Annotated in this window: 13 protein-coding genes; 9 read left to right on the top strand and 4 right to left on the bottom strand. The window is 55.7% G+C overall.

Annotation, left to right across the window (positions count from 1 at the left end; genetic code table 11):
• Positions 1-25: 25 nt before the first annotated feature.
• The 4 genes from DFP98_RS25195 to DFP98_RS25180 all read left to right on the top strand — a co-directional run bounded on the left by DFP98_RS25195 (position 26) and on the right by DFP98_RS25180 (position 9,373).
• Positions 26-1,606 (top strand): extracellular solute-binding protein, encoded by a 1,581-nt coding sequence (locus DFP98_RS25195; protein ID WP_116063391.1) that lies wholly within the window; start codon positions 26-28, stop codon positions 1,604-1,606.
• A 95-nt stretch (positions 1,607-1,701) separates the two neighbouring features.
• Positions 1,702-3,951, top strand: a complete 2,250-nt coding sequence (locus tag DFP98_RS25190; RefSeq protein ID WP_116063390.1) for a helix-turn-helix transcriptional regulator — start codon at positions 1,702-1,704, stop codon at positions 3,949-3,951.
• A 34-nt stretch (positions 3,952-3,985) separates the two neighbouring features.
• Positions 3,986-4,762, top strand: a complete 777-nt coding sequence (locus tag DFP98_RS25185; protein ID WP_116063389.1) for a discoidin domain-containing protein — start codon at positions 3,986-3,988, stop codon at positions 4,760-4,762.
• Between the two features lie 39 nt (positions 4,763-4,801).
• Entirely contained in the window at positions 4,802-9,373 is a 4,572-nt protein-coding gene (locus tag DFP98_RS25180) for a discoidin domain-containing protein (protein WP_116063388.1), read from the top strand.
• An 83-nt stretch (positions 9,374-9,456) separates the two neighbouring features.
• Here DFP98_RS25180 and DFP98_RS25175 read toward each other — a convergent pair whose 3' ends face one another.
• Complete coding sequence (locus tag DFP98_RS25175; RefSeq protein WP_116063387.1) at positions 9,457-10,359, bottom strand: AraC family transcriptional regulator; 903 nt, start codon at positions 10,357-10,359, stop codon at positions 9,457-9,459.
• Between the two features lie 234 nt (positions 10,360-10,593).
• Here DFP98_RS25175 and DFP98_RS25170 point away from each other — a divergent pair, with 234 nt between their 5' ends.
• Genes DFP98_RS25170 through DFP98_RS25160 form a run of 3 tightly spaced genes read left to right on the top strand, consistent with a single transcriptional unit; the run spans position 10,594 to position 12,967 of the window.
• The gene (locus tag DFP98_RS25170) at positions 10,594-11,304 is read left to right on the top strand and encodes a PIG-L deacetylase family protein (protein WP_181917934.1); all 711 of its coding nucleotides are present in this window, start codon (positions 10,594-10,596) and stop codon (positions 11,302-11,304) included.
• Between the two features lie 28 nt (positions 11,305-11,332).
• Entirely contained in the window at positions 11,333-12,283 is a 951-nt protein-coding gene (locus DFP98_RS25165; RefSeq protein WP_116063385.1) for a sugar phosphate isomerase family, read from the top strand.
• Between the two features lie 60 nt (positions 12,284-12,343).
• Positions 12,344-12,967, top strand: a complete 624-nt coding sequence (locus DFP98_RS25160) for a carbohydrate-binding family 9-like protein (RefSeq protein ID WP_181917933.1) — start codon at positions 12,344-12,346, stop codon at positions 12,965-12,967.
• Between the two features lie 29 nt (positions 12,968-12,996).
• Here DFP98_RS25160 and melA read toward each other — a convergent pair whose 3' ends face one another.
• The 3 genes from melA to DFP98_RS25145 are packed head-to-tail and all read right to left on the bottom strand — an operon-like array spanning position 12,997 to position 16,574.
• Positions 12,997-14,409, bottom strand: a complete 1,413-nt coding sequence (gene melA, locus DFP98_RS25155; protein ID WP_116063383.1) for an alpha-galactosidase — start codon at positions 14,407-14,409, stop codon at positions 12,997-12,999.
• A 21-nt stretch (positions 14,410-14,430) separates the two neighbouring features.
• Positions 14,431-15,483: a Gfo/Idh/MocA family protein gene (locus tag DFP98_RS25150; RefSeq protein WP_116063382.1), complete on the bottom strand. Its 1,053-nt coding sequence runs from the start codon at positions 15,481-15,483 to the stop codon at positions 14,431-14,433.
• A 5-nt stretch (positions 15,484-15,488) separates the two neighbouring features.
• Positions 15,489-16,574, bottom strand: a complete 1,086-nt coding sequence (locus DFP98_RS25145) for an FG-GAP repeat domain-containing protein (protein WP_116063381.1) — start codon at positions 16,572-16,574, stop codon at positions 15,489-15,491.
• A gap of 153 nt (positions 16,575-16,727) precedes the next feature.
• On the opposite strand from DFP98_RS25145, the gene DFP98_RS25140 reads away from it, so the two are divergent.
• Both DFP98_RS25140 and DFP98_RS25135 read left to right on the top strand, forming a co-directional pair.
• On the top strand, positions 16,728-17,555 hold the full coding sequence (locus tag DFP98_RS25140; RefSeq protein ID WP_181917932.1) for an AraC family transcriptional regulator: 828 nt from the start codon (positions 16,728-16,730) through the stop codon (positions 17,553-17,555).
• Positions 17,556-17,733: 178 nt separating this feature from the next.
• Positions 17,734-19,053, top strand: coding sequence for a sugar ABC transporter substrate-binding protein (locus tag DFP98_RS25135; protein WP_116063379.1), 1,320 nt, complete (start codon positions 17,734-17,736; stop codon positions 19,051-19,053).
• The last annotated feature ends 33 nt before the right edge of the window (positions 19,054-19,086 follow it).

The following is a 19,086-nucleotide window of genomic DNA, read 5'->3' as shown; positions in this document are numbered from 1 at the left end:
TACAATGAAAAAGGGAGGATGCAACATGCGACACAAAAAAACGATATCCATCAGTCTTGCGCTCGTCTTGATCCTAGTTATTCTGAGCGGGTGCTCGTCGACGAAGCCAACCGACGCCCAACAATCCGAAGCGGATGCTTCACGGTCTCCCGAGAGCGCCGCGGTAAGCGAACAGAAATCCGAAAGACTTGACCTCGTAACGCTCAAAATTATGCTGCCCGGCGAAAAGCCAAGCGATTACGACGAGGTGAAGGAGGAAATCGAACGACGGCTCGCGGACACGCTAAACGTGAAAATCGATATTACGTACGTCCCTTGGTCCGATTTGTCCACGAAAACGCAGGTTACCTTGGCGGCGGGCGAAAACTACGATCTGATCTACGACGCGCCTTGGCTGCACATGAACCAGATGGTCTCCGCCGGATATTACGAACCGCTGGACGAGCTCATCGAGCGGTTCGGCCCGACCTTAAAGAGCACGAGACCGCAGCAAATGTGGGACGCCAACAAATTCGACGGCAAGATCATGGGCGTACCGCTTGGAATATTCATGGTCCAAGGCCATTCCTATCTAATTCGCAAAGATTTAAGAGAGCAATTATCGCTTCCGCCTATTACCACGTATGAAGAGTTGCTTGAGTACGCCTATGCGGTGAAAAGGGAATTCAAGGATATCATGCCGATCATCCCGGCCTCCAGCGACGACGAGAAAGGCTATGCCTGGGCCGCATACAGACAAAACGACGTCATTGGTACGATCCGCCCTACTCATGCCAATAGCAACAGTCTGATGCTCTACTATAAAAACAACGACGGAAAAGTCTACAATCTGTTCGAAGAGAAGGATCCGATGATATGGGGCTGGATTACGGACGCCAGGAAGCTGTACGAGGACGGCATCATCCATCCCGACGTCATGTCCATCAAAGACTGGCAGGGCGAGTTCCATTCCGGCAAGAGCGCGATCACGCTCACCAGAAGCTTCAAATACGACTACTGGCAGCCTGCGAAAGTACAGGAGAACGCGCCCGGCGGAACGCTTGAGAACGTCGTGCTGATGGATTTCACTCCGGGCAAGAACGTGATTAATTTTCAAATGGATAACTTCATCAGCGTGCCGGCCGTGAGCAAAAACAAGGAAAGAGCTATCCAATTTCTGAACTGGGCGAATGAGAAAGACAATTACGACCTGATCGAGCACGGTATCGAAGGGAAGTCCTGGCAGGCGATCGGGGACAACAAATACAAGGATCTCGTGACGGACTCCCATGGGCTGGCTTCGTTCAGCATGATTTGGAACCCGGAGCACGAGCGGTATCCCGATACGGACGAAGAGGAAACGATCAAGAAGAAGGACTTCATTAAAGACGGTAACAATTTCACGCCCGATATTCTGACCGGTTTCTCGTTTAACAGCGAGCCCGTGAAGAACGAAATTTCTCAATTCAACGCGATCCAGTCCAAATATTATTCGATTTTGTTTAACGGGGTCGGAGACCCGGACGGCTATTTCGAGAAGTTTCGCAAAGAGGGGCAAGATTTGCTTGCCGCCATCCAGCAAGAGCTGCAAAAGCAGATTGACGATTTCTTGGCTTCCAAGCAGTAAGCTTCACTCCACGGGGATCCCGGCGCCTTCGCCGGGTTTCCCTTCTCCCGCCGGAGGCGTTCCGGAGCTATAGCCCTGATCAAGGAGGAGTTCTCATGTTTCCGGCAAGACTTAGATTCGCCAAATCGGTCATGGTCATCCTGATCGTCATCACGATCGCCATGATTCCGTTTACGCTTCTATTGTCTCGTCAATTCACGGAGTTCGCTTCCGACGAGATCAACCGGTTTAATCAAGATAAAGTCGTTCAAACCGCCAACAATATGGATTTTTTCTTGACGAATCTCAAAGTGTTCGGAATCAACATCTACGAGGATCAGCGCATCCAGAATTGGCTAATGGCCAAGCAGCAGGATATTGAAGCGCAGCAGGTGGCCGACAACGCCATGAAGCTTTATTTGACCACACAGCCGTTCATTCGCAAGAGCTACCTGATTAATTTTCGCTCGGAATCGGTTCTGGACTCCGCAGTCGGTCAAGTTCGCTTCAGCCAGTTCGAGGACCAGCAAATTTTGCTCGATATCAAGAATCATCGCCAACCGTTTTTACGGTATTTCAACCATACGGTAGACAAGGAATCCTATCTTGCGCTTATCTATCCTTCAACGCCTTCGCGCATCGATTATTACGGCTACCTCGTGCTCCTGCTGAACAAAGAAATGCTGCACGAGCGATTGTTAACCAACAATTTGCCCAATACGATCAATTACGTAACGGACGAGAATGGCGTTGTCGTGATCGGGAACGATGAATTTCCGCACGGAGAAGAATGGAAGGCGAACGCCGCGGCATTGTCGTCACAGGAATGGACGTTTCATTCGTACAATCGACTGCAGACGCTCCGGGGGCATATCGATTTGTTTAACGATAAAATCGTCTTGAATTTCTCCGGCTTGCTGCTGCTGCTCGTTCTTATCGCGGCGTGGAACGCGACGAGGACGTATCGTCCGATCGCCAAGCTATACAAGCTCATTCAAGGACGAATGGATAAGCATTCCGACAAGCCGAGGAGCGACGAATACTCGTCCGGAGGGGAGATCCATTACATTCGGGACAGGGTGGAATTTCTGCTTAACAGCGTCGACAAGATGAATCACGAGAGAACCGCTCACCGGGATCTTATCCGCGAAGAGTATTTGCGCCAATGGATTCTCCAAGGAAAGCGGAGCCGGTCGATCCGAGAGACGATCGATAACGAAAGCCGGCTTGCGCAATGTCCCTATCTCTACCTTGCCGTTATCCGGATGGAATCGTATCACGCCTTATGCGAACGGTATAACTTTTATTCCAGAAAGCTGCTGAAATTCGCAATGGGCAACATCGCGTCGGAAATTATTCGCAACGAAGGCTGGGAGATGGAGAGCGTCGATCTCGGCACCGATCATCTGGTCTTGCTGATCGGCCGCCAGGAAGAAACCGAGTTCGATTATATTCCGGTGATCGAACGCGTCGGCGAGCAGATCGAAGTTTGGCTGCAAATATCCAACGTGGCGGCCAGCAGCAGGGCCGTTCGCGCGGACGACGATTTAAGAAAGCTGTACGACAACGTTATGGAGCTGACGATGCTAAAGTTCGTAAGCGGCGAAGACAAAGTGTACATGCCCGACGATTTACGGCTGTTCGCGGAAACCTACCCTCCTCCGGCTTCGGAGATGCTACTTGATAAAATTATCGACGCGGTCCGACTAGGGAAGACGGAGGACGTCTCCGCCAGCCTGGAACGGTTGTTCCTTCAGCTTCAAAACCTTACGCACGAGAAGCTGAAGCTGCAATTGATTTTCATCACTTACTCCCTGTTCAAAGCGTTCAGCAAATTAAAAGCCGTTCAGAACGAGCACAACATCCTGCTGCTGCTGGAAAGCTTCGATACGCTGCAACAATATCGGACATGGCTGGAAAAGCTGATTCAAGAGGTCTCGGACAAGATCAACGTACCGGTCGGCAACGGCCGCAAGAACGAATTGGCTTCGGAAATCGCGCAATACGCCAAAGACCATTTGAACGATCCGATGCTTACCCAAGAGCAGATCGCCAGTCATTTGTCGCTCTCTTACAGCTACGTGAGATCGGTGTTTAAAGAAGTACACGGCATCACGCTTGCAGACTTTATTTTGGAGGAGCGTCTTCGCTTCGCGATGGAACTGCTGCTCCATACGAAATCCGCGATCCCCGACATTGCCGAGAAGTCCGGCTTCCAGTCCAAAAGCTATTTTTTCACCGTTTTCAAGAAGAAGACGGGGTTAACGCCCAACGAGTATAGATTAACCCAGAAGAGCAAGCGCTTGTGGACCGAATCGGAAGATCGCGAGGTACGGGCGCATACCAAGTCAAGCCAAACCGAATAGTCGAATTCTGAATTCTGACCTAGGAGGCAGCGATATGAAAATACGGAAGGCGATCGCAGCGGGCGGATTGCTTGCCGCTTCGGTCATCTGGAGCGGGTTTTCCGCAGATGCCAGCAATATGGATTTACAGATCGACCAAGCCACGGCATCCTCGTTTCGTTCCGGCTACGAGCCCGCCAAGGCTTCGGATAACGTCTACGGAAACGCCGATAACGGATGGGCGGCCGATGCGCCCCCCTCTCTCTCATCGCCCCAGTGGATCAAGTTCGACCTGGGCAGCGCGCAGTACGTAGGAGCGCTCGAGCTTTACCCGAACGTCGGGCACGGCCCCCGGAGCTTTACGATCGAAACTTCGCTGGACGACGTCTCGTACGAGGTTCACCGAACGGTCGATCTGGCGGCAGATAAACGTTCATACTTCGATTGGACGCCGTCCAAGGCCAGGTATTTGAAAATCAACATTACTTCGGGCTTTAACGACGACGCCCAAATCCGGGAAGCGTACTGGTTTTCGGAAATTTTGCCTCATCGCGTATCGACGCTGTCGGCGGGCGACTTGTACGATTTCTCGCGGCTGACGGAAAACGGCTTCGATGCGTTAAAGCGGGCAAACATCCAGTTGGTCAATCCTATTATCGTAGGGCATGCGCCGGACTTTACCGCGCAGACGCTTCCGAACGGAGGGAATCCGAATAACGATGCCGATTACGATTGGACGTATGCGGACGAGTTGGCGGATCGGTTCGCCTCGCACGGCATCGATCTATTCATCGGGCAGAATTTGGGTTTGCTTACCGAGCATTGGCCGTAATTAAAGTCGCCTCTCATTGACGAGAACGGCAGCCAATTCGTGGACGAAGTCAAAGCCAACCCGTTCGTGAGCGATACATTGAGCTTGTACAGCGCCTTTAACCGGAAGGTTGCCGGCCATTTCAGCGCCAACCCGTTCGTAAGGCTGCAGGCGATTACGGGGCCCGGCTACTTCGGAGGAATCGAGATTTTCGGAGGAGACATCGTGAATCCCACGCTATGGGTTTACGACGAACATGCCAAACAGAGATTCCGCGAATGGCTGCAGACGAAATACGCTACGATTGCGGAGGCCAACTCCGCCTGGGGGACGTCGTATTCCGGCTGGAACGAAGTGCAGCCGCCCAAGCCGCTAAGGACGAACATGCCAGGAGCCTTCGATAATAGACAAAGCTGGTCCGACCTGATGTTCTGGCTGCGCGATCATCTGGCGAACTATACCCGGCAGACGATCGAAGCCGTCCGATCCGCGACGGACAAGCCGCTTTACATCGAGACCGACGGAGGTTATTTGTTCTCGCCCATGGAAAGCCAGGCGAGCCTGGGGTTGTCCGCCAGAATTGCAAGCGATTACAAACCGTTCGTCTTCGCGAGCAGCGGAGGGGACGAGAGCTTTGGTGCGGCGGGCATCGCCGCAGCGGCGCGTCTGCACGGGTTTGACACCGCGATCGACAATGCGAATTACGAGACGAGAAAATTAAGCGATGATACGATGTTCTTTATCGCCGCGAAAGGGATCGGCACGTTTAATAACAGCAACATGGCGGAGGATTTCGCCGGGGACGGATGGACCGGGGCTCCGCATACGAACGGCTGGGACCCTGCCGCGACCTATGCGGGAACAGAGGAGTTTCGCCAATATGCGGAACGATCGGGAAGGCTTCTGGCGGTCGATCCGCTGCCGGAAGGAAGCCAAACGGCAATCTATCATTCTTTCTACTCCAGCAACTATCGCAAAGGGTATAGATACGACGATTACATGAGGATTTACGATCGGGATCACGGTCTCGGATTTAACGTCCGCCCCTTTGCCAGTTGGTCTCATTATCTCGATACGCCGGACGCGATCGACGACTTCCTGATCGAGGACGGGGCGCTCAAAAACTACAAGCTGCTCGTATCGGCCAATTCGAGTCTGACCTTAACCTCGGACGTCGCCCAGGAGAAATTGCTGGACTGGGTCGAGAACGGCCATTCGATCGTCGGCTTCGGGAAGGATAGCTTCAATTACAAGCTGAATCTCGCCAGCCGCTCCATTTCGGGGGACGAGAACGTATCCAGCTGGATGATGGGCGTATCGGGAGGCTCCGCAGCCGCGCCGACCGCCGGGCGGACGGCCAGCGTCGCCGCGAACAAGCCCGCATGGCTGACTTCGTTGAAAGCGGGAGAGACTGCAGGCTTCACGGTCTCCGACAGCAGCCAGGCACAGGCATTCACCGCTTTGCTTCCCGGAGCGACGCCGGTTCTGACGGACGAGCACGGGAATGCGCTCATGGTGGAATATCGTTACGGAAGCGGGAGAGTGCTGTTCAGCACCATTCCTGTGAGCGATAGCGAGATGTTCTACGACGGGTTCATGGGCAAGATATTAAGCGATTTCGCCGACGCCTCCGGCGTCGAGCGCAAGGTGAAATTCGACGGCGATCGTTATCATGTCGCTTACATGGGCGTCAACAAGCAGAACGACAAGGGCGTCGCGGTCGTAGCCGATCCGCCGTACATGGCGAACGGCCAATTTTCTCCGGAACAATTTTCTGCCGATCCGCAATACTACGCCAATGGACAGACGCTGAGAATCGAGACCGACGCAAGTCTGAACGGCCTCCCGATGGAAGTGGAATTGACGGCTCCGTGGACTCATGCAACCGGCGGAACGATTCATGAGCAATCCGGCGCCTTGCCGCAGAAGAGAATTTTGCATACCGCATCCGCGACGGAGCCCTTGCTGATCCAGTCGCTTCGCTATGGCTCGTTGCCGGTCGTCGGCGTACAGGCCGACATGCACGAGAAGCCGTACTCTCCCGACAACGTTGCGGACGGCCTCAAGGAAGATTCCGGGGCGTGGAAGTCGGGGAGCGCATCGCCGGATCGTCCGCTGACGCTGACGGTCGATCTCGGAGCCGTCTACCCCGTAAGCGGAATGGAGCTCTATCCGTGGACGGACGACGACGGAAACGAGCTCTTCTCGTTCGAAAGCGGCAGCTACCAAGGTTGGACGGTTAGCGGAACCGCGTTCGGCACTGCACCGACGACCGGGACCCATTTCGGGGCGGTAAGCGGTATGAAAGGCGCTTATTGGGCGGATTCGCAATGGGGTGGGGAGACGGCCGTCGGGACGATCCGGAGTCCCGGGTTCATGATCGATAAAGACATATTGAGCGTTCGTATTGTCGGATACGACGGTCCGGCGGGCACGGATAACCGAAATCGGATTTATGTTCGGCGCGCAGCGGATGACGCGATCCTTTACGCGATTAAGCCTCCGCAAAGCGATACGTTTGTCACTCAAAGGCTTGAAGTGAAGCGCGACATCGGCACGAAGGTGTATCTGGAGGTCGTGGACGACAACTCCAGCCCTCTATACGGCTGGCTTGGCGTAGACGCATTGGCCTTGAGCAGCTACAAGGAAAACAAAGAAATCTCCGATTATTCGTTCGAACAGGGCAGCTTCGACGGATGGACGGTTACCGGGACGGCATTCGGCGCCGCCCCGACTTCTTCCGACCACGGCGGCCTGGTCAAAGGTTGGAGAGGCCGATATTGGGCCGATTCCCAGTCCGGCGGGGACCCGGCTACGGGGACGCTGACATCCGGCGATTTCCTGCCGGAAAAAGAGCTGCTGACCTTTCGGATCGCGGGATACGACGGGGGGCTGGGCGATTCCGATCTGAATTTCGTGTATTTGAGAAAGGCTTCGGACGATTCGATTCTGTTCGCCGCCAAGCCTCCGCAGAGCGACGCTTTCGAAACGGTAACCTGGGACGTTACCCCGTATATGGGAACCCGGGTTTACCTCGAGGTCGTGGACGGGAACTTCGGAGGGCTCTACGGTTGGCTGGGAGTGGACGATTTTACGTTCAGCGGCAACTACGGCTTCGAGAGAGGCACTTATTCCGGTTGGACGACAACGGGCACCGGATTCGGAACGGCGCCGACCTACCAGAAGTCCGATCCGAACTTGCCTTGGAGCAAGAAGATCTTGAAGGTTCCGGGGTACGACGGCAAGTATTATGCCGCCACTCACGCCGAAGGCAATGGGGCAACGGGGACGCTGACGAGCAAAAGCTTCGTCGTTCAGAAGCCCGTCCTGTCTTATCGGGCGGCCGGATACGACGGCAGGAACGGAACGAACGACCAAAACTATTATTGGCTGATCCGCGCATCGGACGGAGTGCCGCTTTATGTGGCGAAACCTCCGCAAGCCGGACATTTCGTCCAGCAGTATTGGGATGTCTCCGACTATATCGGAACCGAGGTCTACATCAAGGTTGAAGACAATGTCGGTTACGAAGTTGTCGATAATGCGGATTACGGATGGATAGCGATCGACGACATCGTGCAGCTCGAAAATTTCGATTTCGAAATCGGCAGCTGGGCGGGATGGACCGCGACGGGAACGGCATTTGGAGATTCTCCCCAAGCCTATAGCCCGCTTGGCAGCGTCGACGGGGTTCGAGGAACCTATTATGCCGCTTCCTACCCGGGAGGAGAAGCAGCGACGGGTACCTTGAAGAGCCGAAACTTCCGGCTGGAGAACGGTACGTTTTCCTTCCGCAAAGCGGGATACGACGGACCGTCCGGTACGAGTGGTCTTAATTATTTCTACTTGCGAAGAGCTTCCGACGGCGCCGTGCTGTTCAGCGCCAAACCGCCGCAGAGCGACGCGTTCGCGATCGAGACTTGGGACGTCTCCGCGTATGTCGGCACGGAGGTTTATTTCGAAGCGGTGGACGGCCATTCGGCCGGAGCGAACGCTTGGCTGGCGGTAGACGACTTACAGTGGAGGGGCGCCGGACCGAAGAGCTTTACGGTACAGACGTCGCTTGACGGCGCGAGCTGGGGGACGCCGGTTCTAGCCGTGACCGACCAGGGCAACAAGGTTGACAGCTATTCCTGGAGTCCGTCGTCCGCGCGTTACTTGAGACTTAACGTCACGGAAGGGTATGCCGATCAAGTGGCGATCAAGGAGTTGACGTTCAGGAAGGAGCTGGCGCCTTGGACGATCGCTTCGGTTACGGCATCCTCCGAAGCGGCCGGATACGAGGCAGTGAAGGCGATCGACGGCATCGCGGAGTCGGATTCCAATATGTGGGCGCCGATCGGCGCGCCTCCCGCATGGATCCAATTCGATTTGGGCGGACTGCGAAGCATTCGGGCCGTGGAAGTATTCGCCAGGAACAACGCATTGGCGCAGAGGCTTGGTCCTAATGAATACACGATACGAGTTTCGGCAGACGGCCTCGTTTGGACGGATGTATACACGGCCGTAAATAACGGCGAGAACGATGCGATTTACGCGTTCCCGGAGATCGAAGCGAGATACGTGAAGCTGGATGTCTCGAAGGGATGGAACGATACGGCGCAGATTCGAGAGGTTAAGATTTATCCATAAATGGACTTGAGGGCGATTCCGCTTATTCGCGGATCGCCCTCTTTGGTAGACGCCTCTGCGCGGAGACAGACTGTTGAATACATCTATACTTTGGCAATCACCGTCTTGAGATATTCGGAGGGCGACATATCCGTATCCGACTTGAAGTGCCGCGAGAAGCTGTGCACGCTGCCGTAGCCGAGCTTATCGGCGATTTCCGTGAACGTGTGCCGCTGCGCGCGGATCAAGCTCTTGGCCTGCTCGATCTTCAGACGGCGATAGTGCTTCATGATGCTGATGCCGCGGTGTTCCTTGAACAGCGTAAGCGCATGGCTTTTGCTCAGGTTGAACTGCTTGTAGATATCCTCCAGACGCAGATCCGCGTAGAGGTGCTGCTCCATATATTCGCACATGCGCTGGACGAGATCGTCCTCGCTTTTTCGTTTAATGGACGCCGACAGCCGCTGCTCCTGCCGGGCCAGCAGGTCTCCGGCGTCCCTCAGGCGGATGAGCAGCATTTCCAGATGGAGCTTGAGCAGCTGCTCCGCTCCAACGGGGGCGTCCGTCTTTCTGCGGAGAGTATGGTTGCGCGGATCGTCGAACGGAGGGAGGAAGGCGGCGAATCCGCTTTTCATAATTTGTGCGAGAATCCCCTTTTGCTCATCGTCCAGCGTAAAAATTTTATTTTCAAAGTAAGCCATTTCCTCGGAACGGCACACGAAAGAGAGAATAATCACGTTCGGAGCGACCGTCTTGTTGGCCCATACCCCGTGAAATTCGTTCGGCTTGTGAAAAATCATATCCCCCTGCTTAAGCCGATAGCCCTCCGTGTCCGCGAATACTTCCAGCTCTCCTTTATCCACATAGACGAATTCCCAGAAATCGTGCTTCTCCCCCTCGAAGGCGAAGTCCTTGGAAAACTCGAAATAATGGAACGAAACGAGCTGCTTGACCGCGAACGGCTCCTTAAGCTTGGTGCGGGGGAAGCTTCTGTCCGGGTTCGTCATCGGCTTGGCCTCCGTCTAATTCATTGGTTCAATTATAGCATGGGAACGCCGAGCCTCGATCCTCTTTTCGTGAATAGCTGCAATCTTCGGGAACGGACGAAAAACAGACTTATTGCCACGTTTCGCGGCCTTTTTGCTAAAGCCTGCGCTGCGTTGTATCGCTTACACTCAAGGGAGTCGGCAGGGGATAACGGACCTCTCGAACTTAACTTAACGAATCTAGGAGGCGTGGCGATGAACGTACTCGCGGTAGGCTGCCACCCGGACGATCTGGAGATCGGCTGCGGCGGTACGCTGGCGAAGCTGGCGGCGCAAGGCCATCAAGTGACGATGGTTCACGTGGCTAACGGCAACAAAGGCCATAAAGTGATTCCGGCGGAGGAACTGAAACGGATCAGAAGTCTGGAAGCTAAGGCGGCCGGCGCGCTGATCGGCGCGGAGGTCATCAGCTTGGACGTTCCGGACCTGGCGGTCAAGTCGGACCAGGACGAGTTGATCGGCAAGCTGGTTGAAGTCATTCGACGCACGAAGCCGGATTATATCATAACGCATCCGCCCGAGGATTACATGAAGGACCATATGGAAGTGTCGCGAGCGGTGTTCGACGCGAGCTTCGCGGCGACCGTGCCGTATTATCGCGCGGACGCGAACGAGGAGGCTCACGATAAAGTCGCTCCGATCTATTACATGGACACGCTTGCGGGAGTCGGCTTTCTCCCTACTGAATACGTGGATATCAGCGATCACATCGAAACGAAAATTCAAATGAACGATTGCCACCAAAGTCAGATCAAATGGCTGTACGAGCACGACGGAATCGACTTCCTCGATTTCGTGCGGACGGTGTCCAAGTTCCGCGGGCTGCAATGCGGCAAGCCGTACGCGGAAGGCTTTAAGCAATGTCAGGCCTGGCCGAGGCTGACGGCAGAGAGACTGCTGCCCTAACAACGACAAGAATAGGAGAGTGCCGAACATGAACTTTAATCAAACGGTCAAAGGCTCCCTGCTTGAAGGCTTCTATCCCGCCGGGTGGGATATGGAGAAGATCGATCGCTGTTGTGCCAACGCTCCGGAGACGATCGGAGACCGTCAGCAATTCTGGAACGAAGCGTTCCAGCCGGTCGCTTGTGCAGAAGTGCAGGAGCTCGACGTGAAAATGGGCCATGAGATCGCAACGGAAATTCGCCGCGCCAAGGAAGCCGGACGCAAAATCGCGTTTATTTTGCCGGTAGGGCCGATGGGGATGTACAAGTGGGCGGTTTACTTCCTGAACGAATGGAATGTCGATTGCTCGCACATGTACGGCTTCAACATGGACGAATGGAGCGACGGGGAAGGGAACACGCTGCCATCTGACAATCCGGGCTCGTTCCAGAACGCGATGGAACAGGCGTTTTACGGTCCGCTTGGCGAGCTTACCGTTCCGACCTCACAGCGTCACTTCGCCACAAAAGCGACTTTGCCGACTTATGCGGAGAAGATCGCGGCGTTGAAGGCGGAGGGAGCCGAGCTGATTACCGTGTTCGGCATCGGACGGATGATGCATATTGCGTTCTGGGAGCCGCACTTCGGCGCGGAGTTCGCCAGCGACGAAGAGTGGAGCAAGCAGACCCACCGCATTGGAGCGCAGCTTCACCCACTGACCATCGAGCAGAACGCGATTACCAGCTTCAAGAGCCGGACGACGCTCGTGCCTTGCCGCGCGAATACGGTCGGCCCAGGTTTATTCCTGCAATCCGACCGCATCATCGGCGGCTGCGACGGCGCGCTTGGCCGCGGCATGCAGTGGCAGGGGCTGTCGCTATGGACGACGCTGCGGCACGGGCCGAACAGATGGCTGCCGTCGACGTATATGCCGACGCTGCCTGGCAAGCTGTTTTATTTGCAGGCTTTGGCGGGACCTCTGGAAGCGGACATGAACTAAAGGTATAATGAAAGCCGTCCCTTTTCAATGACAGAGTTTCGGAAAATGACGGAGGTTTATATGTCGAAGCTAGCAGAGATCCCGACTTATCCATGCGAATATGTGAATTACACGAACGAAATCTGGGAACGCATCGCTGCCGTCAGTCTCGTGGACGTCGTCACGGGCGGGGACGTTCTCGAGTCGACGCACGTTAAAGTCTGCTGGGACGACAACGCTTTGTACGCGAGATTCGAGTGCGTGGACACGCATGTCGTCTCGCAGTATACAAATCGCAAAGATCCGCTGTGGGAACAGGACGTCGTGGAGATGTTTATCGACGAAGAGGGCAAGTGCAGGCGGTACATGGAGCTTGTCGTCAGCCCGAACGGCGTGCTCTGCGATGTGATGATCGATCACGACGACGAGAACGATCCGAATAGCTTTAAGGTGGGCTCGGAGTGGGAGGTTCAAGGCTTCGAGCAGAAGATCGAGGCGGAAGGAGAACGGCGCACCTATACGTTCAGGCTGCCGTTCTCGAACTTCTCCAAAGCTCCGCAAGACGGGACGCAGTGGAGAGTCAACTTCTTCCGCATCGACGACGAGCCGAACGGCACCCGTCACTACCAAGCTTGGTCGCCGACGGGCGCCGAGAACTACCATATTTCCGATCGGTTCGGCAGGCTCGTTTTTACAAGAAGCTAAAGTTGAGTAGAGTCGAGGGGCTCGATCTCCTATTTCGCCAATTCTCCAAAACGGGAGAAGACGGCGAGGGCGGGATCGATCGGCACCTCGGCTCTTTTGACGTTTTCCGGAATGCGGATCGTCGGCGTCGGCCGCGGGCTGCGCCCCGAGAACTGCGGCAGCCACTGACGCTGGGCGTCCATCATTTCGGTTGCCATGTCGCGGATTTCCTTCAACGTCAGCACCGACGACGTAAGCGGATCGAGAGCGAGCGCCTGCACGACCGTCTCCGGATCGCCGGATTTGGCGGCGAGCACGGCCAGGCGCTGCACGTTGATGTTGGTCAGGTTAAGCGCAGCGCACTGCGGCGGGATTTCGCCGACCAGCGTTCTGTGCAGACCGGTGCGGTCGGCGAATACGGGCCCCTCCGCGCAGCACTCGTTCGGCAGGTTGGAGATCATGCCGTTGTTGCGCAGGTTGCCGCTGAACTTGAACGTTTTGCCGGTTTCCAGCGCTTCGATGATGTAGGCGCAGTATTCGACGCTGCGCGGAGGCAGGTCGTAGCTCTCGTCCTTCAGAATGTCCTGGTTCTTGTATTTGTCGGCCACGTAGGTACACCAATTGTAATACGCTCCCGACTCCCCGCCGAAGGAAGGTTCGTCGCAGTACGTGTCGAGCGCCTTGCTGTTTTTGCGGAACCACGGGACGTACTCCGAGAGATGGCCGGTCGACTCGGTCATGAAATAGCCGAAGTGGCGAAACACCTCGCCGCGCACCTTCTCGTTGACGTAAAATTCCGGCTGCTCGAACTTCTCTCGCAGCTCGGGGTACAGATCGCGTCCGCGATGCGACAGCTTCGTAAACCAGCCCATATGGTTAATGCCGGCGGAGACGTAATCGATCTCCTGTTTCGGTACGCCTACATAGCCGGAGACGAGGTCCAGCGTCGTCTGTACGCCGTGGCATAGCCCGACGTACTGAATGTTCGTCTCTCCGAGCGCCCAGCAGACCATCGCCATCGGGTTGACGTAATTGAGCAGCGTCGCGTTCGGACACAGCTCCTCCATGTCGCGCGCCACGTCGAGAATGACGGGAATGCTCCTCAGCGCCCGGAATACGCCGCCGGGACCCAGCGTGTCGCCGATGCATTGATCGACGCCGTATTTCAGCGGAATTTTGTAATCCAGCTCGAAGGCGGATACGCCGCCGACCTGGAATGAGACGATGACGTAGCTCGCGCCAGCCAGCGCTTCCCTGCGGTCGGTCGTGATCGTTACTTTGGATTTCAGGCCGTTTTTCTCGATGACCTTATCCGCGAAGGCTTTGACCTGCGAGGTTTTGCTTGTGGAGGGAGCCATCAGCGCGAATTCCGTCTCCTCCAGCTCCGGCGTCGCCATAATGTCCAGCATCAGCGTTTTGCAGAATACGATGCTTCCCGCCCCGATAATCGCCACTTTTCTCATGCATGACACCTCATTTCATCGTTATTGGTATTGCTGCATCAAGCGAATGTAATCTCGAGCCAGCTTCAAATCCTCCAACGCTTCCTTCGATTCGCAGGGGGCCGAACGCTCGCCCCGCACCGCGGCGATAAAGTTCATCGCCTGCTGACGCATGGCGGAGCGGTTGGGCATAACCGGAATTTCATAAGAAGGCGTGCCATTGCCGTTGTCCTTCATGATCGTCACCTTGCCGGCGATCTGGCGGGCAAGCGGAGGCGGAAGCTCTACGCGAACAAACCCTTTCTCGAAGCAGACGAGCAGGCTTTCATGCCATTCGATCGAAGTGCTGTAAGGGGCCATCTCCAATGCAACGGTGGCGCCGCTGTCGCTCTCTCCGGTCAGCAACACGCCCAGACGGTCGCCGAAGGTCAGCCGATAAGGCTCGCCCAGCAGGAAGCGAATGGCGTTGACCTGATGAATGTAATAATTGACGAAGGTGTCCAGGTCGCGGGATTGCTTCTCGGTAAAATAAGAAGGGAAGGCCTCCGCCGGAATCGCCGGATACCCCTCGTCCGTGCCGAGCGGAGCGTCCGCGCCGCCGATCCAGTCCCCGGGCGGCATGGTTACGCGAACGTACTGCAGTTTGCCGTATTCTCCGCTGCTTTTCCACTCGTCGATCCGTTTCTTGGCATATTCCATAGCGGGGTCGGAGCGCTTATGATAGCCGATCATATGCAGCGTCTTATGCTCATCCGCTAGCTGTACGAGCTGCTCGCCCGCCTCGACGGTCAGCGACAGCGGTTTCTCGGTCAACACCGGAATGCCCGCGCGCAAAATATCGGGAAGAAGAGCCTGATGCGAGCGATACTGCTGAGGGGCGACGATTGCGTCTACTTTGGCGTCGCTCAACAATTCCATATGATCCGTGTATACCTTTGGAACGCCGTAACGCGCCGCCACGGTATGCGCAAGCTGGGGACGAACCTCCGCCAGCGCGACGACCTCGCACAGTTCGGTCAGCGCCGAATAGTTGGACAGATGCGCCATCTGCCCCATGCCTCCCGTGCCTACGAATCCGATTTTCAATTTTGCCATCGTTCTCACTCCTGCGGTCCCAAGTTTTCGAATAAGTACAAGCCTTCCGTGCCCGGTGCGACGATGTCCGGATAGCCGTTGCCCGTCACGTCCTGAATCCACATGAAGATGCCGTTGCCCGACGCCTCGCCCGCAGGACCGTAATCGATCACATGCTTCTCGAAGCGCCCTCCGTCAATCTTGAAATAATAGAGACCGAGCGGGTCGTCGAAGCCGGGATCGTCGTCGTGCGCCAAGTACCTCTTGCCCGTGACCAGCTCCAGCTCTCCGTCCAGATCGAGATCGACAAGCATGAGATCGTGGTATTGCGAAGCGGTTGCGTCAATCTCATGGCGAACCCAACTGCGGGCGCCGTCCTCCCCGATCATTTGCTCATACCAGTGCAGACCGTAGTCGTGCGCCTGGCCGACGATCAGATCGCACAGGCCGTTGCCGGTTACGTCGTACCCGATAATCGGCACGCTGGCCGTGCCAAGCGAGAATTCGGGATGGAACGTCCAGGGACCGGCGAACGGATCTTCCGGCTGCTCCAGCCAGCCTCCGCTCAGCACGACGTCCAACCTCCCGTTGCCGGTAATGTCCGCGAAGCCCAGACCGTGTCCGCTCGGCTGGTCGAAGATGACCGTTTTGCGGAATTTTCCGGTGCCTTTGCCGTTTTCGTCGCAGACGAGCTTGTAGAAGGCTTGCGGGGCTCCCGGCGTATTCGGGAAAATTTCGGGAACGCCGCAGCCGTCGATGTCGCAGTAACGGATCGTCTCGATATTAGAGGTCGGGTCGATCTCGAACGTCTCCCATTCCGCGGCGGAATCTCCCGGGTTTTTGCGCCATTTCAGCGCGCCGCCCCACCAGGAGCCGGTGACGATGTCCATCCTGCCGTCGCCGTCCACGTCCATCGGGAAATCGGAGAAATCGTCCCGATAATGTCCGTGGGAGGCAAGCTCGCAGATTTTGTGCCGCTTGACGAAGTCCGGACCCTCGTACCAATACGCGCCGCTCACGATATCCAATACGCCGTCGTTGTTGACGTCGAATACCGAGCAGGCTTCATACGGGTCGTCGCTGAGCTTTCTTTTACTGAATGCAATCGCCATCGTCGTTCACTCCTTCTTGGAGAAAAATATTGAATATTTAGGAAAGCGCTATTGCCGTATCCTTATCTATCAATCTAAACTGAAGTAAATAGAGGTTCAATGAGCGATGTTGCGAACTTTGGCTATTGAAAATTGGGATATGGGGGGATGGGGATGAGGCAATCGGTCGTCATTCGGATGCCGTCGATCCTGGGGGGAGCGCTCATTCAACCTCCTCTGGGCGAGAGGTTCTATTTTCCGCTGCACCAGCATGAAAACTGTTCGGAAATGCTGTTGATCGTAGAAGGGCAAGGCGAATTCCTGGTGGACGGCAAAACCTATACGGCCAAAGAGGGGAGTTTGCTCATCTACAATCGGGGCATTTGGCACGAGGAGCGGTCGATCGGCGACAGGTTCAAGGCCGTCTACGTGGGGTATACCGAGCTTCAAATCAAGGGATTGCCTCCGGATTATTTGTCCGGGACCGAGCAGCCGGCTTGTCTGGAGCTAGGAGAGCATTATTTGCCGATCAAGCAGCTGCTCTATGAGATAGTGGCCGAATGGCACAGTCCGCTGCCGGAATCGGAGATCGTGGCGAACGGGCTGCTCGGCGCATTAATGGGGCGTGTGGCGCGGCTGCTGCATTATTCAGAAGAGGTACAGGTCAAAAGGCGGTCCGGCAAAGAGATCGTGCATCAGGCCAGAAGATATATAGAGGAAAACTATCCGTCCGACGTCAGTCTGGCGATTTTGGCGAAGCTGACGCACACGAACGCCTATCATCTGATCCATCTGTTTAAGCAGGAGACAGGGGTGAGCCCGATTCATTATTTGATTCGCTACCGGATGGAGGTGGCCAAGCAAATCTTGGCGACGACCGTTCTGCCGATGGTGGATATTGCCGAGAAAGTCGGTTACAAGAGCGAGACGTATTTTCAAAACCTGTTCAAAAAAACGACGGGGATATCTCCGGGCAAGTATCGCTTGTCTTGTCGGGAATAAACGGGCCTTCTCTCCTTCTTTGTCGCGCCGCGACCTCTATCCGCAACATTCGCAAGCAATGTGACATAATCGCAACTGTTGTCAATTGTTCCCCGGACGGCTGCCCGATAAGATTAGGGTAGTCGGCCGGACAATCTCGCCGAGCGGCGGCCGGCATCATCTCGTAGGGGGGCATAACATGTTCGCACCATTAAAGAAACGAATCGCTCCGGGGATTTCCCTGCTGCTGCTGGCTGGCGTTGTAAGCGCATGCGGCGGCAACGAACCGGGCGAGTCGCAGGGGCAGTCGACCGGGGGAGGAAAGCAGGAGGTCACGTTAAGCGTTCTGATCGACTCCTCCAACAACGAGCAAAACACCCGGATTTTGAACGAAGCGGCGCAACTGGCCACGAAAAACAGCGAGAAGTACAGCATCAAGGTACGTTTGGACACAGTGCCGAATACCGATATGGACAAAAAGGTCGACGTACTGGCCGCCGGCTCCAATTTACCCGACTTGGTCGCCTCCGCACCCAAGCAGGTATGGATGAAGCGAGGATTGTTGGCCGATTTGACGGAATGGTTTGACCGATCGCCGATGAAGGACGATTACATGTACCCGAGTCTGCTGGAAGAGGGGCGAAACAACGGCAAGCTGTATTCGGTGCCGATCAAAGCGGACTCCATTTTCTTGATCTACAACAAGGATCTTCTGAGTAAGGCGGGGATTGCCGACACCGGCTTCAGCTCGATCTCGTGGGACGATTGGATCGCCATGTTGGAGCAAATCAAGGGGGCCGGCCTTAAGGCGGCCAACGGTAAAGACGTTAAAGGCTTTACGTTCCGCATCAGCACTTACGAGACTGCGCCGTTCGTATTCAGCGCAGGCGGGGAGTTCTTCACTCAGGACGGATCGAAGGCGGTATTCGACAGCCCGGAGGCAGCCGACGGCCTGGCCAAGCTGAAGGGACTTGTCTCCAGCGGCTACGCAGACAAGCCGGAAACGGATTACGCCAACTGGATGAGCGTCTTCTTCAACGAAAACGCGGCCTTTACGATTACGGGAGGCTGGTCGCTCGCCACTTTCGAGGAGGGGGGGCTGGATTTGAGCAAGCTCGGCTTTTCCACTGTGCCGGCCATCCAGGACAGCACCTCCATTTTTGGCCCGGGACTGAGTTTCTCGGTTTTCGAGTCCAGTGCCAAGAAGGAAGCCGCCCTCGAGCTGCTCACCGCACTGTACTCATCGGAAATTTATAAGCAATGGCTGGAAATCACGGCAGGCATTCCGGTGCTCGCCTCGCTGTCCGATGATCCGCAGTTTGCGGCTAATCCAATCAAGCCGGTGCTGTCCGAGCAATTAAATCGGATCAAGCCGATTCATTCGGACAATTCACCGAGCTTTTGGACGAAGTACGACCAGCTGCTGGAAAAAATCATACTGACCGATGCGGACGTCTCGGTGCAGCAAGCCGAGCTCCAAGCGTCTATCCAACAAGAGATCGACAACAATTTAAAGTAAGCTGGAAGGGGGAGAGGGAGAGAGGCCATCTTC

Origin of the sequence: Cohnella phaseoli, assembly GCF_003386235.1 — a bacterium.
In the GTDB taxonomy this organism is placed as follows: domain Bacteria; phylum Bacillota; class Bacilli; order Paenibacillales; family Paenibacillaceae; genus Cohnella; species Cohnella phaseoli.
The sequence above is the reverse complement of the archived record's forward strand: the minus strand, read 5'-3'. Positions and strand labels throughout refer to the sequence as shown.

Bases quoted from the DNA above. Each gene is read 5' to 3' on its own strand.
- DFP98_RS25135 (WP_116063379.1), top strand. From the start codon at position 17,734: ATGTTCGCACCATTAAAGAAACGAATCGCTCCGGGGATTTCCCTGCTG.
- DFP98_RS25195 (WP_116063391.1), top strand. From the start codon at position 26: ATGCGACACAAAAAAACGATATCCATCAGTCTTGCGCTCGTCTTGATC.
- DFP98_RS25140 (WP_181917932.1), top strand. From the start codon at position 16,728: ATGAGGCAATCGGTCGTCATTCGGATGCCGTCGATCCTGGGGGGAGCG.
- DFP98_RS25160 (WP_181917933.1), top strand. From the start codon at position 12,344: ATGTCGAAGCTAGCAGAGATCCCGACTTATCCATGCGAATATGTGAAT.
- melA (WP_116063383.1), bottom strand. From the start codon at position 14,409: ATGAGAAAAGTGGCGATTATCGGGGCGGGAAGCATCGTATTCTGCAAA.
- DFP98_RS25170 (WP_181917934.1), top strand. From the start codon at position 10,594: ATGAACGTACTCGCGGTAGGCTGCCACCCGGACGATCTGGAGATCGGC.
- DFP98_RS25145 (WP_116063381.1), bottom strand. From the start codon at position 16,574: ATGGCGATTGCATTCAGTAAAAGAAAGCTCAGCGACGACCCGTATGAA.
- DFP98_RS25190 (WP_116063390.1), top strand. From the start codon at position 1,702: ATGTTTCCGGCAAGACTTAGATTCGCCAAATCGGTCATGGTCATCCTG.
- DFP98_RS25150 (WP_116063382.1), bottom strand. From the start codon at position 15,483: ATGGCAAAATTGAAAATCGGATTCGTAGGCACGGGAGGCATGGGGCAG.
- DFP98_RS25175 (WP_116063387.1), bottom strand. From the start codon at position 10,359: ATGACGAACCCGGACAGAAGCTTCCCCCGCACCAAGCTTAAGGAGCCG.
- DFP98_RS25185 (WP_116063389.1), top strand. From the start codon at position 3,986: ATGAAAATACGGAAGGCGATCGCAGCGGGCGGATTGCTTGCCGCTTCG.
- DFP98_RS25165 (WP_116063385.1), top strand. From the start codon at position 11,333: ATGAACTTTAATCAAACGGTCAAAGGCTCCCTGCTTGAAGGCTTCTAT.